This window comes from Alcaligenes parafaecalis, from assembly GCF_026344135.1.
Taxonomy (GTDB): Bacteria; Pseudomonadota; Gammaproteobacteria; order Burkholderiales; family Burkholderiaceae_B; genus Alcaligenes; species Alcaligenes parafaecalis.
Genome location: NZ_JAPKNA010000003.1, coordinates 324,681 through 339,407 on the forward strand (window position 1 = coordinate 324,681; position 14,727 = coordinate 339,407).

The window sequence follows — 14,727 nt, forward strand, 5'->3', positions numbered from 1 at the left end:
TTTCCTAGAGCTGGAGACGTGGCCGAGAGGTTGAAGGTACTCCCCTGCTAAGGGAGCATACGGCTTATACCCGTATCGAGGGTTCGAATCCCTCCGTCTCCGCCAGCTAGAAAATAATTAAGCCCTTGTTTTCAAGGGCTTTTTTATTGCCTGTTACTTTGTCAGCTGTCGCTTGGACCGTTTGCATGCGGTCGGTGTTTTGAAATTATGGGCATCATCAGTGAACATGTAGCGCCATTTGGCTAGGGTTGTGGCCTCTTCAAGTACAAGAAAAAAAAATATTTGTTACTTTTTTATCCCTGTCCACGCAGGCTCGCCTGAGCGCGACACAATCTTCATGGCAGTCGTTTAAAACGACACGTAATTTCCAGAGCGCAAGGCTTTTCAACTCAAGACTGTTGAAGATTGAAAAAGCTGTGTTGTTTTTGGCACAGGCAAAGAAAAGCAACGAGTCCCGTGCTTACAATCAAACAATGTGTTTTGCGTCGTTCAAGACTGTAGTCTTGTTTTTTAGGGCGAGCGATGATTAAACGAGTCCTCTGTATCTGTGGCATCGCCTTGATGGGCCTGCCGTTTTTAGCGTCTTCGACTGAGCTGGCCTTAGATGAGCAGGTCGTAACTCGTTATGTGCAAAGCCTGCGTGATATCTTGCCCGTTCTGCAAACTGTAGAACGTAGTGAGCCGGTGTGGGATGGTGGCCTGCCAGACGGTTTGCCGCCCATGCTGGATGTGGCTCAGATGGAGCGTGGCTCGGACCTGTACCGCCAATTGAACAGCCTGACGCAAAAGCATGGCTTTGCCGGCCTGGATCAATGGAACAGCCTGGGCCAGCAGATCTGGCTGACTCGTCTCTATATTCAGGAGCGCGAAGATCTGGACTCGGTCTATGAGCAACTGGACGCCCTGGAAGTGGCCTTGCGTGACAACGCCCGTCAATATTCCACGGCCGAGCTGGAGCAATTGATGCGCACCTTTCAGGCCAGCAAGAATCATATCCTGCGCTTGATTGCGACCCGTAGCGACGTGCCTCCCGTACAAGCACATTTAGCCGAGCTGGATGCAGCTCTGGCCTCCCTTGAATAAGGCAGTCAGGCAGGCTGTTTACTAGCATCAGGCGCTGCAAGAGCGCTTGTTTAGATTTTGTTACCAGCAATATTGTCCATTTGTCATAATTTGACGCTTCTTTTCTGAGCATGACAGAAGGAATCGGGGATAATTGCCGTCTAATTGAAATCTAGTGGGAAGACTGGAGCGTCATGCGTATCATCTTGATTTTGTTAGGGGCTGCGGTATTGGCCTACCTAATTGCCAAAGGCATACGGCAACTGATGGTTGAGCGTCGTCAACAAAAAGACAGGGCGCAACAGCCACGTAAAGGAAGCCGTGATGAGCACTGATAAAAACCCTTTAATGAAACTGGCCGCTGGGTCCAAACCGGCAGGTGGCGGCACTTACTCCAAGGGACTGGCGTTCCTGGTGAGTGCGGTTGTTATTTTCTTGATCCTGATTGTGGCCTCCATGGGCTCTTTCTTGCAGGTAGACCAGGGCGAGCGCGGTGTTGTGCTGCGTAACGGTAAATTGGTCCGCGTGGCGGAACCTGGCCTGGACTTTAAAGTGCCGTTCTTTGATACAGTACGCACAATTTCGGTACGTGATCACACAGTTCGCATGCAGCTTGAAGCGTATAGTTTCGACCAGCAGTCCGCTTCTATGGTGGCGTCGGTAACGTACCGCGTGCCTGAAACCGATGTGGCCCAGTTGTACTCCGAGTACGGTTCGCTGGAAGCCCTGGAAGCCCGTTTGCTGGAGCGTAAAGCTCTGGATGTGATCAAGAACGTGTTCGGTAAGTACACGGCTGCTCAGTCCATTCAGAATCGCGAGAAGCTGGGGGCTGACATCAATGAAGCCATGCGCGTAACCTTGGAGTCGGCTCCTTTGCAGATGATGGGCGTGCAGGTTGAGGAAGTCTCTTTTTCCAAGGCTTACGAGCAGTCGATTGAAAACCGTATGTTGGCCCAGGTTCAAATTGAAACCACTCGCCAGCAAAAGGAAACTGCTTCCATTCAGGCTGAAATCAAGGTGGTTCAGGCTGAAGCCGAAGCCCGTGCTCAGCGCGAACGCTACATGGCCGAAGCCGACGGTATTCGCCTGCGCGGTGACGCCGAAGCCAAGGCAATTTCTGCCAAGGCCCAGGCATTGGCCCAGAACACCAATCTGGTCAATTTGAATGCAGTGGAGAAATGGGACGGCAAGTTGCCAGAAAGTCTGGTTCCCGGTTCCGCCATGCCATTTATTGGACTGCGTTAATCTCTAAGCAGTCACTGACCTGAGCAGGTTTTCTTCGGTAGCGTTATGGCACACGTAACGCTACCGTTTGTTTTCCAAGGAGTAATACGGATGAATGAGGATATGAACCCTGTTCCACAAGGCGAGGGTACAAACCAAATGGTCAGCCTGCGTAATCTGACGCTTATCATTTACGCGCTGTACATTCTGTCCATGTTTGGCGGCATCACCGCCTTGGTGGCCATCATCATCAACTACATCAAGCGCGATGAAGTTCGGGGGACATTTCTGGAGTCTCACTTTGACTGGCAGATCCGCACCTTCTGGTGGGGCTTTGTAGGTGTTGCTGTGTCCTTCTTGCTGATGGCAATTCTGGTCGGTTTTGTGACCATCGCGATTGTGGGCGTGTGGATTTTGTACCGCTTGATCAAAGGCCTGCTGGCCTTGAATGATGGTAAGGCTATTGCCTGATTAGCTAGGCTTGGAATCCGCCTGAAAAAGGGCCCGCCGTCCTGCGCGGGCCTCTTTAGGTGGCACCCCGAAGTGCTGCCGAAATGCCCGGCTGAAATGGGCAGAGCTGCTGAAACCCCAGTGATACGCAATTTCTGTGATGGTCTTGTCAGAGCAAGCCAGACGGTGCAAATCTTGCTCCGCCCCTTTCAGGCGCATGGACCAAATCCACTTGCTCAATGTGTCCGGTTCGCCTTCCCAGGCTCTATGAACTGTGCTGGTCGTCAGGTTCAGACGCTTGGCGATTTTGCTGATACTCAACTCCGGATCGCGCAGGTTTTCCAGCACGTAGGCTTTGATCCTGTCGCATCGTAGCGAAACACTTTCGTCCTGCAAAGACAGGCTGCCCATATTCTCGGCTAGTGTCGCCACCAGAATGCTGAGCAGACCATCAGCCACGGCCATGTCCACAATAGGTCCGCCAGCCGGCGGGCTGTCCATCAGCTCGGTGATCATTCGGGAGAGCAGTCGCGCCGTCCCCGATTGAGCCGTGGTGATTTTGCAGGCTGTCATGTCCTCGGCATTGCGCAATCGTTTGCGTAAGAGTGAGCCGGGCAAAGAGAGCACGTACTGCTCAAAGTGATGGTCAAACAAGAGCTCGTAAGGCCGTGTGGAATCGTACAGGGCCAACTCGCCGGGCTTCAGGCGTGCAATTTTTTGATCCTGAACCAGTTGACCCGCTCCGGCTAATTGAATACTGAGCAGAAAAACATCTTCTGATGCTTTGGAGATTTGCTGCGGGGTACGCAGTACGGTTTGGGCGGTCGAGGTGATGTGCGACAGGTTCACCTCTGCCAGCTCCCGGCGTGTGATAGCACCAAAAAACGGGTCTGAGGAGCGGTGGGGGACGGCACATTCCAGTTGCACATACGCCTGGTTGACCGCCTCTATCCAGTAGGGCGCTCGCCGGATGGCGGGAACTGCCGTGGTGGACCATTGCTCCATTGATGACCTCTCCGTCTTGGATCCCAAGACTGATGGCAAGGGCTGCCATCAGCCGATCCGACTAAGTATCGGGCAAGATCTGCGGGTTGAGCCAGACCAGAACGAGCGCCAGGTGACGATATTTTCCGACCAGGACATCGGACTGATGCATCTGGTCGGGAAGGCGCCGTGAAGAGGAGGGCCGTTAGTGGGTCTGTTTGGACCTGCTGTGCTGGAGCTTAAGACGGTTCTTGCAGCAGCATGTGGTCCATACCTTGAGGCTGATTGCCTGTGATTTGAACGCTGGCATTCTGTATGGGCGTATCCGGGGTTTCCGCTTTGAGTACGCTTTTTGAATGCATACGAGTCATGGGCTCGCGATGCCCCAAATCCAGTATCAGTCGAGTCGCTTCGGGTTTGGAGTAGTGCCCGACAGGGTCGTTAATGGCCTTGGCGTAGACAATTTCTTCCATGTTCAGGTCGGCAATGATCAAGCCTTCCGCATCATGTGGCAGATAGGGAGCCAGCGTGCGCCCATCGGGGGCAAAAATCATGGAGCTGCCGCCACCGACTTTCAGCAAATCCGCATTGTGCTCACCCACTTCCAGCATATCCAGCGTCTCTTGGGTGACTACGCTGCTGGCCGCGATGGTAAAACACTGACCTTCCACCGAATAGATTTGCGAGGCAGCCATGTTTACCTTGGCGCTAAGAGCATGGGCCTGATCGCTGTACAGCGAAAACGAGGGCCAGGCGGCCAGGTGAATGGCTTCATGCTGGGAGTACAGCGCGTATTTGCTCAAGGGGGACAAATGCTCCCAGCAGCACAGGGCGCCGACTCGGCCTAGTTCAGTGTCGGACACAATCAGGTCACGGGCATAGCCCTCACCGAAGACGGTGCGTTCTACATGCGTGGGTTTTAGCTTGCGACGCGACCACAGCATTTCGCCCTTGTCGTCGATCAGGCATTGGCCCAGATACAGGCTGCCGCCGCTGCGCTCGCTATAGCCCAGGGCAATGAAGATGCCCAGGCTACGTGCAGCTTCTGCAATGCGTCGGAACTCGGCGCTGTCTAGCGACAGCGAGTTGGCAAAGTAGCGTGCGCTGTACTTCAGGGACCAGGCTGGGGCTCCCAGCCACACATGAAAAGGGTAGCCAGGCAGCCAGGTTTCACCAAACACGATCAGGTCGCAGCCTTCATCGCGAGCCTGGCGAGCCAGCTCAATAGTCTTGTCAACGCCGACGGCCAGATCGTAGTTGGGGGAGGCCGCTTGTACCGCTGCTGCCCTGACGATTTTTCTTGTCTGCATACATCCTCCGTGTCGCGGTATCCGCGATCCTGATCGCTAGACCGTGCAGATCAGGTGCACGGCCTTGATGGTTTGCGTCAGTGTAGGAGGGGGCGTTGCTGGTGAATTGACTGGCAGGCGCAGAATGCTTGACTGAGAGACGCAAGCGCAGGGGCCAGAAAAGGAGCCAGAGGGACGTGGCCCAGGCTCAGGGGAGTGTTCTGCTAAAGGGTATCTGCTTGCTCAGACCGGCTGCAGGGAAAAACTGTATTGCACCGTCAGCCCAAGGCCAACAACCCACAGGATCAGGGGCACAGGCCGCATCAGCAGGCTGGGAATCGTGCGCAGGATAAAACCGATCAGGCGGGTGAACAGCCAGAGCAAAGACGGCGATTGATCTTTTTCCTTCATGTAGATCATGCCTTGCGACAGCAGAAAGGACTGGGACAGGTAGGCAGCGTAAAACACCATGCCCAGGGAAAAAGCCAGCCAGTAATACAACATGCTCATAGGATGCAAAAAGAAAGGGGACGGCGCATTATATCGGTCTGTAGCAGCTATGATCGTATTTTTGGCCGGGTGGTTGGTCGGCTGGGTGCAGGCTTTGGACGAGGCAGGTATGCAAAATATTTATTCTATTGATGGCCTGGTGCCCGTGGTTCATCCCACGGCCTATGTTCATCCTACCGCTGTACTGATTGGTGACGTCATTATTGGCGAGGGTGTATATATCGGCCCCCTGGCCAGTCTGCGCGGAGACTTTGGCCGCATCATCATGAAGGCCGGTTCTAATATCCAGGACACCTGTGTCATCCACGGGACGCCTTATCAGGACACCGTCGTGCACGAAGACGGGCACGTTGGACATGGTGCCGTGCTGCACGGCTGCGTCATTGGCCGTAATGTGCTGGTGGGTATGAATGCCGTGGTGATGGATGCGGCAGATATTGGTGCAGACAGCATTATCGGTGCGATGGCTTTTGTGAAGAAAGGCATGCAGGTGCCACCTCGCAGTCTGGTGGCGGGTTCCCCGGCTACCGTTGTCAAAGAGCTGGATCAGAAAGCCATTGATGGCAAATTCTTCGGTACGCGCATGTACCAGCGTCTGGCTCAGCGTTCCCTGGCAACGATGCAGCGCGTGGAGCCTTTGACGGAAGTGGAAGCGGACCGCCCGCGTTTGCGTGAAGATCAGATTTATCCGGTGGATAAATAAGGCTGCTCTGTTTATCTTCAGGCTGCTTGTCTGCGTAGTGCAGTTTGGTCGTGAAGACGGTCGAGATACGCTTGATAGGTGCAGCCAGACGCAAGTTCTGCCCGCGTATTCCAGGCAATAAAAAACCCCTTGAGGGCCGGATGAGAATCCAGCATCAAGGGGTTTTTCTATTCAGTGCTGATCAGCAGGAGGGCGGTATAGGCCCTCCTCACATTGCTGTTCGACTCCGAACCTGTCCTGCTTATTTGCCAGCCGCAGTCAAGGCTTGTTTCCAGGCTGCGATCACGGTTTCGTACTCGGCAGCGGCTTTCAAAGGATCAATATTGGCAACTTTGATCTGATCCAGGTTAGGCAACTTGGTCAGCTCGGCCACATTGATGTCGCTGCGGGTAGGACGGCGGAAGTTCTCAACCAGCTCAGCTTCCTGGACTTCTTTGGACAGTAGAACGTCGACCAGCTTGCGGGCCGCTTCCTGACCGTTCTTGGGGTTCTTGATCACAGCCACGCCTTCAGGGGCGATGAAAGTACCGTCTTCAGGATAGATCAGCTCAATGCCTTTCTGGCCACCAGCCACGTAAGCGTAAGCCGCGTATTCCATGGTCACGCCCAAGGGGTATTCACCGTTAGCCACGCTCTTGTAAACCTGGCCCGAGCTCTTGGACACGATCACGTTGGCTGCCAGCTTTTGCAGGCCTTCAGCGCCGTACAGTTGGTAGATGCCGTAAACCTGGTCGTAAGCACTGCCCGACGAGGCTGGGTCACCAATAATGACTTTGCCTTTCCACTGCGGATCAAACAGGTCGGACCAGGTCTTGGGAGCGGCCAGGCCTTTCAGTTGGCGGTCGTTGGCCATGATGACCATGACGTGGGCATTGGAGCTGGTCCACAGGCTGTCCTTGCCGTGGAAGGCTTCAGGAATGGCCTTGTTCTCGGGCGATTCGTAAGCCTCGAAGTTCTGCTGGAAAGCGGCCATGGTGCCGTAGCCAGTGCCCCAGACCACATCACCCAGCGGGTTTTGTGATTCGGCTTCGATACGCTTCATCAAGGCGCCAGCGCCCGAGGTCACTTGTTGAATGGACAGGTCAGAAGCCGTCTTGCGAGCGATTTCCAGCGCCGTATCAATGGTTTGCACATTGTTCGGGGTGTACATCACTGCATTGGCGGCCAGAGCGGTACCGGACAGAGACAGGGCGCCGACACTGAGGGAGAGTGCCAGACCAGTTTTCAGAAAACGTGTAGTCAGCATAGTGAGCCTTTTTAGATTAGCGGCTGGAAAACAGATCCAGCTTGAGAAAACGGATAGCCAGATAAATCGGCACCAGAATCACGACCATCAAGATCACCCCGTAAGCCGACGCGCGGGCCAGAAAGCCAGCGTCGATCTGACGGAACATCTGGATGGGCATGGTCTCCATACCACCGTAATACAGCACGATAGTGGCGGAAATTTCAGCCAGCGAAGTCACCCACATCAGAATGGCCGCGCCCAGAATGGCGGGCTTCATCAAGGGCAGAACAACTTTGAAGAAACTCTGGAAGGGACTGACACCCAGATTGATGGAGGCCTCTTCGATAGAGTCGGGAATGTTGTAGAGCGAGGCCGAAGCCGAGCGGATGGAGAAGGGCACTTTACGCACAAAGTACGCACCGGCCATGATCACCCAGGTGCCGGTCAGCACCAGCATGCCGCTGTTGTAGGTCTGAATCAGGGCAATACCCAGCACCGTGCCGGAAATGGCCAGGGGCAGCATCACCATATAGTCCAGGGCTGTTACCACGAACAGGCGTTTCTTCACGATCAGGTAGCTACATACGGTCGCAAAGCAGGTGCCTGCAATGGTGGCCACACTGGCCAGCATCAGCGAGTTCAGGATGGGTTCAGGGGCGTAGCGCAGGGCACGCTCCATATTGTCCAAGGTGAAGGTACCGTATTGCATGACCGGGCCGCTGGCTTTGGTGAAGGCACCAATCAACACGATAAAGGCCGGAATCAGCGAGAAAGTCACAAACAGAACGGCACCCACGGTCAGCAAGATACCGGCCAGACCTTGAGCACGAACCGGGCGTGGTGCACGGCCTTGCTGCATCTGGAAGGTCTTGCGCTCCAGTACCCGCTTCTGAATGAACAGCACCGCACCGACCAGAATCACGGACACCACGGCCAGCACACCTTGCATGGTGGGGTTGCCGCTCATCTCGGACAGGAAAGTGGTGTAGGTCAGCGAGGACAGGACATCAACCTGACCGCCCAGAATCATGGGGATGGAGAAGTTGTCCACGGCCAGCGTGAACACAATCATGGCATTGACCAGCAGGGCAGGCATCAACACCGGGAAGGTCACGCTCAGCGCCCGCTTGAAGTTGCTGGCACCCAGGTTCACGGCGGCTTCTTCCAGCGTGCCGTCAATGGCTTTCAGCGCAGCCAGCATGCCGATATACACGTAGGTGTAATCGTTCAGGATCAGTACGTAGGACATGCCGAACCAGCCATAGAAGCTGGGCAGATCAATCCCGATGCTTTCCAGCGCCAGACGTACCACGCCGTTATTACCCAGCAACATCAGCCAGGCCTGCGAGACGATGATGTCCGGCAGCACAATCGTGGTCAGCGGCAAAATCGCCACAATGGCCTTGCCGGGGAAGTCGTAGCGGGCCACCACATAGGCCAGCGGAGCACCCAGCAACAGCGTCCCGATGGTGGAGATCAGCCCCAGCTTGATGGTGTTGAAGAAGGCTTCTACGTAGCGCGGATCGCTAAAGAAAGTTTCAAAGCCGTGCAAGCTGGGTCGGCCCGAGGCCGGGTCGATAATGCTTTGATAGAACAGAGAGGCGAGTGGCCAGACGACCCAGAAGAACAGCACCACCAGACAAACCAGGGCGGGCAGAAACCAGGGGGAGCGAAGGGCCAGGGGTCTTGCAGCAATAGCCATGGGTCTTACGCCTCGACCAGACGACATTCAGGGCTGAAGCTCAGGTTGACCGAGCTGCCTGCAGACAGATGCGGGTCCTGGGCGGCAGCAACGTCGACAATGATTTGTTTGCCGTCGTTCAATTTCAGGCTGTATGCCGTTTTGGTACCCAGGTACTGGCGGGCGACGACCTGGGCAGGAATGCTGCCTGCCTGGGCTTCGGTATGCAGGGTGATGTTTTCAGGACGCGCCGCCAGCAGCACTTGGCCAGCAGGAGGCAAGTTGTTCACCAGAATGTGTCCGCCCGCAATGCTGACGGTGGTGTGGCCCGCTTCCACATGCACGCCCAGGGTGTCGATCAGGTTGGCAGCACCAATAAAGTCGGCGGCATAGGCGGTGCGTGGGGTGGCGTACATGGCTTCGGGGGTATCGAGCTGGTCGATACGGCCCTGACGCAGCAAAGCAATGCGGTCCGACATGGACAGGGCTTCTTCCTGGTCATGCGTCACAAAAATCGCCGTGATGTTGGATTCCTGTTGCAACTCACGAATCACCTGGCGCATCTGAATACGCAGCTTGGCATCCAGGTTGGACAGGGGCTCATCCATCAGTAGAACGCGGGGCTCGATAACCAGGGCGCGGGCCAGGGCCACACGCTGGCGCTGGCCGCCGGACAGTTCTGCCGGGTAACGCTCGCCCATGCCGCCCAGTTCCACGCGGTCCAGGATGTAGGCTACTTTTTTCTTGATATCGCTGCTGCTGACCTTGCGAATCCGCAAGCCATAAGCCACATTGTCAAACACGGTTTTATCGGGGAACAGGGCGTAGTCCTGGAACACCATGCCGGTCTCGCGCTTGTGGGCGGGCAGGTAGGTAATGTCTTCCTTGTCCAGAAACAGGCGGCCTTCATCGGGGATGATGAAACCGGCAATCATGCGCAGCAAGGTGGTTTTTCCACAGCCGCTGGGCCCTAATAAAGTGAAGAACTCGCCATGCCGGATTTGCAGGCTCAGTTCATTGATGATGGTATTGCTGCCGTAGCGTTTAACTACGTGATCGATGTGGATTTCTGCCATGGGGATAGATCAGCCTGGGACTGAATAGTGCAGGTAAACCGCGCATCAAGGGGGCGGTTGCCTAGGCTTTAAAAAGAAGTGGTTCAGCGGCCATTAGTGACGCAAACATCACTGTGGCGTGAACACGAACATTAATTACAAGTTAATGACAAGTTTTATAGGAAGTTGCTATCTTAGCAGCAGGCCAATGCTTGTAGTTTTAATTATCAGGCGTCTAAGTCCAGCCCAAAGGCTGATCTGGCCGGTCTTGCCCAGTGACCAAGCAAAAAAAAATTCGTTGGACAAGCATCATATTGCGATAATCAGGTGGTAGTAATGTGTCTTGCTTTTTCCGCTAAAGCGGTCTAGTGCGGGCCGGGGTTTCTTGTGTCAAATAAAGGCCCTTATAGTGAGTTCCAAAAAGAATGATAGTTTCTTGCAGGGCGCGGGAATGGGAGAGGGACATAAAAGAGCAGGTTTTCATCCTGTTTAATCAGGCGTGGAACACGCCTGTACTTGCGCATCCGAATTTGTAGATGGTGTTCCGGTGTTGTGATGAAACACACACCGGGCCGGAGTGGTTGTTGGCGTAGATCCGAGCGGTGCCGCTGGCTAGTCCATCAGTAAAGGCGTGGCGCCTGTTTCGTTGAGAGATCCACCCACATCCGGGTAATGCATGTCGTCAGAGATCATAGAAGTTAGTTATTTAACTGGAGATTGAAGATGCGACTAGGTGTATTAAGCCCCCGGGGGACCGGGGAAAAGAGGGTAGCGGCCACGCCCGATACCATCAAGGCTTACCGCAAGGCGGGCCATGATGTGATTATCGAGGCGGGAGCCGGACAAGGTATTGCCAGCTCGGATGCCGATTACGAGGCCGCAGGGGCAACGATAGGAGATCCTTATCAAGCCACCGTGCTGCTGGTCGTAGGCCCGGCTGATGTTGATTCGGCGCGTTTGCGTGCCGAGCATGTGGTCGTCGGCATGCTGGACCCGTACGAGAGCGAGGGTCTGGACAAGCTGGCTTCTTCTGGCTGCCAGGCATTCGCCCTGGAGCTGATCCCGCGTACCACGCGGGCGCAAAGCATGGACGTTCTGTCCTCGCAGGCCAATATCGCGGGTTATGCCGCGGTGCTGAAAGCGGCCACTTTATATCCCCGATTCTTTCCCATGATGATGACCGCGGCGGGCACCGTCAAAGCGGCCCGTGTCGTGGTGCTGGGCGCGGGTGTGGCGGGCTTGCAGGCGATTGCGACGGCACGTCGTCTGGGGGCGGTAGTAGAAGCCTCCGATGTGCGTCCTGCCGCGCGTGAGCAGATCGAGTCTCTGGGCGGCAAGTTTATTGACGTGCCCTACGAGACCGACGAAGAGCGCGAAGCGGCGCAAGGGGTAGGCGGTTATGCCCGTCCCATGCCTGCTTCCTGGTTGCAACGGCAGGCGGCGGTGGTGGCGGCACGTTGCGCCCAGGCCGACGTCATCATTACCACGGCCTTGATTCCGGGGCGTCCCGCTCCGCGTCTGATTGCCGAGGAAGTGGTGCAGTCCATGCGTTCCGGCTCGGTGATTGTGGATCTGGCGGCGGCACGTGGCGGTAACTGCGCGCTGACTGAAGCCGATCAGATTGTGGAAAAACATGGCGTGACCCTGGTGGGCGAGACCAACTTCCCGGCCCGTGTGGCGGCGGATGCGTCTGCTTTGTATGCACGCAATATTCAACAGTTCCTGGGCCTGATGCTCAAGGATCAGTCTGACGAGCTGCATATCCCTGCGGACGACGACATTGTGAATGCCAGCCGTGTCGTACAGGGTGGCAAACGACTCTTTCCACAGCAGGGAGCCTGAAGTCATGGATATTATTTCTCCCCTGGTCATTAATCTGATCATCTTTGTGCTGGCCATCTACGTGGGTTACCACGTGGTCTGGACTGTAACGCCCGCTTTGCATACGCCTTTGATGGCGGTGACCAATGCCATCTCGGCCATCATTATTGTGGGCGGGATGCTGGCAGCGGCGCTGACCGAAAGCCCCTGGGCACAGGCGATGGGCATTATTGCCACCGCGCTGGCCTCGGTAAACGTGTTTGGTGGCTTTCTGGTTACCCGACGCATGTTGGAAATGTTCAAAAAGAAGGGCGCTAAAAATACGCCCAAGGAAGGGCAGTCATGATTTCCATGAATACCGTTACCTTGTGCTATTTGCTGGCCTCGGTGTGTTTTATTCAGGCCCTGAAAGGCTTGTCTCATCCGGCCAGTTCGCGTCGCGGCAACTTGTTCGGCATGGTGGGGATGGCCCTGGCCATTGCGACCACGGCCGTGCTGATCTACAGCCTGGCTCCTGAGGGCAAAGAGCTCTCCGGCCTGTTGCGGGTTCTGATTGGTCTGGTGATTGGTGGCTTGCTGGGCACCATCATGGCTCGCCGTGTCGAGATGACCAAGATGCCGGAACTGGTAGCCTTCATGCACAGCATGATTGGTCTGGCTGCAGTAGCCATTGCGATTGCCGTCGTGCTGGAGCCCGTGGCCTTTGGCATTGGTTCTGCCGAGGTCGGTCTACCTATGGGTAACCGTGTGGAGCTGGCTTTGGGCGCGCTGGTCGGTGCCATTACCTTCTCTGGTTCGGTGATCGCGTTTGGCAAGCTGTCGGGCAAGTACAAGTTCCGACTGTTCCAGGGCGCACCTGTCACCTTTAAGGGTCAGCACATGCTGAACCTGCTGCTGGGGCTGCTGGCCTTGGCTTGCGGTGTGATCTTTGTGACGACTCAGGCATGGTGGGCCTTTGGTGTGCTGCTGGCTCTGTCCTTCCTGTTGGGCGTGATGCTGATCATCCCGATTGGTGGTGCGGATATGCCTGTGGTGGTGTCCATGCTGAACAGCTATTCGGGCTGGGCGGCAGCGGGGATTGGTTTCTCCCTGAACAACTCCATGCTGATCATTGCCGGTTCGCTGGTGGGTTCCTCCGGTGCGATTCTGTCCTACATCATGTGCAAGGCGATGAACCGTGCCTTCTTCAACGTGATTCTGGGCGGTTTTGGTGCCAATCCGGAAGCGGCTGCGGGGGGCGCGGATCAGGGCAATCGTTCAGTGAAATCCGGTAGTGCTGAAGATGCCGCTTTCATGATGAGCAATGCCGAGTCCGTGGTGATTGTGCCTGGTTACGGTTTAGCCGTAGCTCGCGCTCAACATGCTTTGAAAGAGCTGTCGGACAAGCTGACCAGCCAGGGTGTGAATGTGCGCTACGCCATTCACCCGGTCGCCGGTCGTATGCCTGGCCATATGAACGTCCTGCTGGCTGAGGCCGAAATGCCTTACGAGCAAGTCTTTGAAATGGACGACATCAATAGCGAGTTTGCTCAGACCGATGTGGTGCTGGTTCTAGGTGCTAATGACGTGGTCAACCCGGCCGCCAAGAACGATCCAGCTTCGCCGATTGCAGGCATGCCGATTCTGGAAGCCTACAAGGCCCGAACCGTGATCGTGAACAAGCGTTCCATGGCCGCCGGTTATGCCGGTCTGGATAACGAGCTGTTCTATATGGACAAGACCATGATGGTGTTTGGCGATGCCAAAAAGACCATCGAGGATATGGTCAAAGCGCTGTAAGACCTTCGCGTCATTGCGCTGAAAGTAAAAAGCGCTCTGGTTCCTTGCGGGCCAGAGCGCTTTCTTGTTGAGTGCAGAGTCTTAGAACTTGGGGCCGGAGCGCAGTTGTTCGCACATCTTGTTGCGTTGCTCGACAGTGGCTTTTTCCAGATCCTGACGACCACGATCCAGACCTTGGTCAAAGGCTTTGTCAAAATCCTCGTCACTCAAACCCATGCTTTGAATGGACGACTTTTGCTGTTTTTTCATCTCTTGCAGTTGATCTTGGCTGTAGTCACCGCAAATTTCAGCAGCGGCATGCATGGCACCACCCATTTGAGCCAGTTGGATGGCAGGGCCGCTGTCCTGGGCGTAGCTATTGGCGCTGGCCAGGAGAAGGGCCGCTAAAGGCAAAAGAAGTTTTGTGCGCTCAAACATGGTCAATCCTGTCGATTAAGAAAAAGCCCGTCCAGACTGTGCAGGCTATCTAGTGATTGAAGGCCTGTGTGTTTCCCGTCAGGCGAAAGTCGCTACTTTACACCGCTTGCCCGCCCGCTGTTGAGGGGGATGGGGGTGAAGATGCACGCATTATTATGTGCTGCTTTACGTGAGGCGGCTTTGATCTGCTTGCCTCTTGAGGCAAGAGCGCGGAGCAGGGAATGACAGGCAAAGAAAAAGCCCTGATGACGATGTCATCAGGGCTGATCTTTTCAGAGTCTCATCCATTGGGTTTGACCCCACGAGTTCTAACTCTGGTCGCTGATTCCGGTAAAGAAACCAACTTGAATATGGCGCGGCTGGCAAGATTCGAACTCACGACCCCTTGGTTCGTAGCCAAGTACTCTATCCAACTGAGCTACAGCCGCTAAAGAAGTGAAACTATAGCAGACTATTTATTAGCATGACAAGTCTAAAAGGCATTTTTCTTAAAATAAATGCGAATTTTTTTGAAAAAACGCTGA

15 protein-coding genes and 2 tRNA genes are annotated in these 14,727 nt (G+C 55.3%); 9 read left to right on the top strand and 8 right to left on the bottom strand.

Going from position 1 to position 14,727, the window contains the following annotated elements:
• Window positions 1-12 precede the first annotated feature (12 nt).
• The 5 genes from OSH09_RS12000 to OSH09_RS12020 all read left to right on the top strand — a co-directional run bounded on the left by OSH09_RS12000 (window position 13) and on the right by OSH09_RS12020 (window position 2,757).
• Window positions 13-105, top strand: a tRNA-Ser gene (locus OSH09_RS12000).
• 417 nt (window positions 106-522) lie between these two features.
• Window positions 523-1,083, top strand: a complete 561-nt coding sequence (locus tag OSH09_RS12005; protein ID WP_266121095.1) for a hypothetical protein — start codon at window positions 523-525, stop codon at window positions 1,081-1,083.
• A 173-nt stretch (window positions 1,084-1,256) separates the two neighbouring features.
• Window positions 1,257-1,397, top strand: a complete 141-nt coding sequence (locus OSH09_RS12010; protein ID WP_266121096.1) for a hypothetical protein — start codon at window positions 1,257-1,259, stop codon at window positions 1,395-1,397.
• Entirely contained in the window at window positions 1,387-2,307 is a 921-nt protein-coding gene (locus OSH09_RS12015) for a prohibitin family protein (RefSeq protein WP_266121097.1), read from the top strand. The genes OSH09_RS12010 and OSH09_RS12015 overlap by 11 nt, the downstream gene beginning before the upstream one ends.
• Before the next feature lie 90 nt (window positions 2,308-2,397).
• Window positions 2,398-2,757 (top strand): DUF4870 family protein, encoded by a 360-nt coding sequence (locus OSH09_RS12020; protein ID WP_266121098.1) that lies wholly within the window; start codon window positions 2,398-2,400, stop codon window positions 2,755-2,757.
• On the opposite strand, the gene OSH09_RS12025 is transcribed toward OSH09_RS12020, so the two are convergent.
• From OSH09_RS12025 to OSH09_RS12035, 3 genes are all read right to left on the bottom strand, one after another.
• On the bottom strand, window positions 2,758-3,741 hold the full coding sequence (locus OSH09_RS12025) for an AraC-like ligand-binding domain-containing protein (protein WP_266121099.1): 984 nt from the start codon (window positions 3,739-3,741) through the stop codon (window positions 2,758-2,760).
• Window positions 3,742-3,959: 218 nt separating this feature from the next.
• On the bottom strand, window positions 3,960-5,030 hold the full coding sequence (locus tag OSH09_RS12030; protein WP_266121100.1) for a nitrilase: 1,071 nt from the start codon (window positions 5,028-5,030) through the stop codon (window positions 3,960-3,962).
• A gap of 222 nt (window positions 5,031-5,252) precedes the next feature.
• Window positions 5,253-5,519, bottom strand: coding sequence for a hypothetical protein (locus OSH09_RS12035; protein WP_207873572.1), 267 nt, complete (start codon window positions 5,517-5,519; stop codon window positions 5,253-5,255).
• 109 nt (window positions 5,520-5,628) lie between these two features.
• Here OSH09_RS12035 and OSH09_RS12040 point away from each other — a divergent pair, with 109 nt between their 5' ends.
• The gene (locus OSH09_RS12040; RefSeq protein WP_035271432.1) at window positions 5,629-6,222 is read left to right on the top strand and encodes a phenylacetic acid degradation protein PaaY; all 594 of its coding nucleotides are present in this window, start codon (window positions 5,629-5,631) and stop codon (window positions 6,220-6,222) included.
• Window positions 6,223-6,463: 241 nt separating this feature from the next.
• On the opposite strand, the gene OSH09_RS12045 is transcribed toward OSH09_RS12040, so the two are convergent.
• Genes OSH09_RS12045 through OSH09_RS12055 form a run of 3 tightly spaced genes read right to left on the bottom strand, consistent with a single transcriptional unit; the run spans window position 6,464 to window position 10,207 of the window.
• A complete protein-coding gene (locus OSH09_RS12045; protein ID WP_207873573.1) occupies window positions 6,464-7,468 on the bottom strand; it encodes an extracellular solute-binding protein in 1,005 nt (334 codons plus the stop codon).
• A 16-nt stretch (window positions 7,469-7,484) separates the two neighbouring features.
• On the bottom strand, window positions 7,485-9,152 hold the full coding sequence (locus OSH09_RS12050; protein ID WP_207873574.1) for an ABC transporter permease: 1,668 nt from the start codon (window positions 9,150-9,152) through the stop codon (window positions 7,485-7,487).
• A gap of 5 nt (window positions 9,153-9,157) precedes the next feature.
• Complete coding sequence (locus OSH09_RS12055; RefSeq protein ID WP_207873575.1) at window positions 9,158-10,207, bottom strand: ABC transporter ATP-binding protein; 1,050 nt, start codon at window positions 10,205-10,207, stop codon at window positions 9,158-9,160.
• Window positions 10,208-10,909: 702 nt separating this feature from the next.
• Here OSH09_RS12055 and OSH09_RS12060 point away from each other — a divergent pair.
• The 3 genes from OSH09_RS12060 to OSH09_RS12070 are packed head-to-tail and all read left to right on the top strand — an operon-like array spanning window position 10,910 to window position 13,786.
• On the top strand, window positions 10,910-12,028 hold the full coding sequence (locus OSH09_RS12060; protein WP_207873576.1) for an NAD(P) transhydrogenase subunit alpha: 1,119 nt from the start codon (window positions 10,910-10,912) through the stop codon (window positions 12,026-12,028).
• 4 nt (window positions 12,029-12,032) lie between these two features.
• Entirely contained in the window at window positions 12,033-12,353 is a 321-nt protein-coding gene (locus OSH09_RS12065) for an NAD(P) transhydrogenase subunit alpha (protein WP_009457776.1), read from the top strand.
• Window positions 12,350-13,786, top strand: coding sequence for an NAD(P)(+) transhydrogenase (Re/Si-specific) subunit beta (locus OSH09_RS12070; protein WP_207873577.1), 1,437 nt, complete (start codon window positions 12,350-12,352; stop codon window positions 13,784-13,786). Before OSH09_RS12065 ends, OSH09_RS12070 begins: the two co-directional genes overlap by 4 nt.
• Window positions 13,787-13,867: 81 nt before the next feature.
• On the opposite strand, the gene OSH09_RS12075 is transcribed toward OSH09_RS12070, so the two are convergent.
• A complete protein-coding gene (locus OSH09_RS12075; RefSeq protein ID WP_266121101.1) occupies window positions 13,868-14,203 on the bottom strand; it encodes a hypothetical protein in 336 nt (111 codons plus the stop codon).
• Between the two features lie 351 nt (window positions 14,204-14,554).
• A tRNA-Arg gene (locus OSH09_RS12080) sits at window positions 14,555-14,631 on the bottom strand.
• Window positions 14,632-14,727 lie beyond the last annotated feature (96 nt).

What these genes read in the sequence shown, in the direction of transcription:
- OSH09_RS12075 (WP_266121101.1), bottom strand. Translation starts at nt 14,203, where the DNA reads ATGTTTGAGCGCACAAAACTTCTTTTGCCTTTAGCGGCCCTTCTCCTG.
- OSH09_RS12030 (WP_266121100.1), bottom strand. Translation starts at nt 5,030, where the DNA reads ATGCAGACAAGAAAAATCGTCAGGGCAGCAGCGGTACAAGCGGCCTCC.
- OSH09_RS12020 (WP_266121098.1), top strand. Translation starts at nt 2,398, where the DNA reads ATGAATGAGGATATGAACCCTGTTCCACAAGGCGAGGGTACAAACCAA.
- OSH09_RS12035 (WP_207873572.1), bottom strand. Translation starts at nt 5,519, where the DNA reads ATGAGCATGTTGTATTACTGGCTGGCTTTTTCCCTGGGCATGGTGTTT.
- OSH09_RS12045 (WP_207873573.1), bottom strand. Translation starts at nt 7,468, where the DNA reads ATGCTGACTACACGTTTTCTGAAAACTGGTCTGGCACTCTCCCTCAGT.
- OSH09_RS12015 (WP_266121097.1), top strand. Translation starts at nt 1,387, where the DNA reads ATGAGCACTGATAAAAACCCTTTAATGAAACTGGCCGCTGGGTCCAAA.
- OSH09_RS12010 (WP_266121096.1), top strand. Translation starts at nt 1,257, where the DNA reads ATGCGTATCATCTTGATTTTGTTAGGGGCTGCGGTATTGGCCTACCTA.
- OSH09_RS12055 (WP_207873575.1), bottom strand. Translation starts at nt 10,207, where the DNA reads ATGGCAGAAATCCACATCGATCACGTAGTTAAACGCTACGGCAGCAAT.
- OSH09_RS12040 (WP_035271432.1), top strand. Translation starts at nt 5,629, where the DNA reads ATGCAAAATATTTATTCTATTGATGGCCTGGTGCCCGTGGTTCATCCC.
- OSH09_RS12070 (WP_207873577.1), top strand. Translation starts at nt 12,350, where the DNA reads ATGATTTCCATGAATACCGTTACCTTGTGCTATTTGCTGGCCTCGGTG.
- OSH09_RS12065 (WP_009457776.1), top strand. Translation starts at nt 12,033, where the DNA reads ATGGATATTATTTCTCCCCTGGTCATTAATCTGATCATCTTTGTGCTG.
- OSH09_RS12050 (WP_207873574.1), bottom strand. Translation starts at nt 9,152, where the DNA reads ATGGCTATTGCTGCAAGACCCCTGGCCCTTCGCTCCCCCTGGTTTCTG.
- OSH09_RS12005 (WP_266121095.1), top strand. Translation starts at nt 523, where the DNA reads ATGATTAAACGAGTCCTCTGTATCTGTGGCATCGCCTTGATGGGCCTG.
- OSH09_RS12025 (WP_266121099.1), bottom strand. Translation starts at nt 3,741, where the DNA reads ATGGAGCAATGGTCCACCACGGCAGTTCCCGCCATCCGGCGAGCGCCC.
- OSH09_RS12060 (WP_207873576.1), top strand. Translation starts at nt 10,910, where the DNA reads ATGCGACTAGGTGTATTAAGCCCCCGGGGGACCGGGGAAAAGAGGGTA.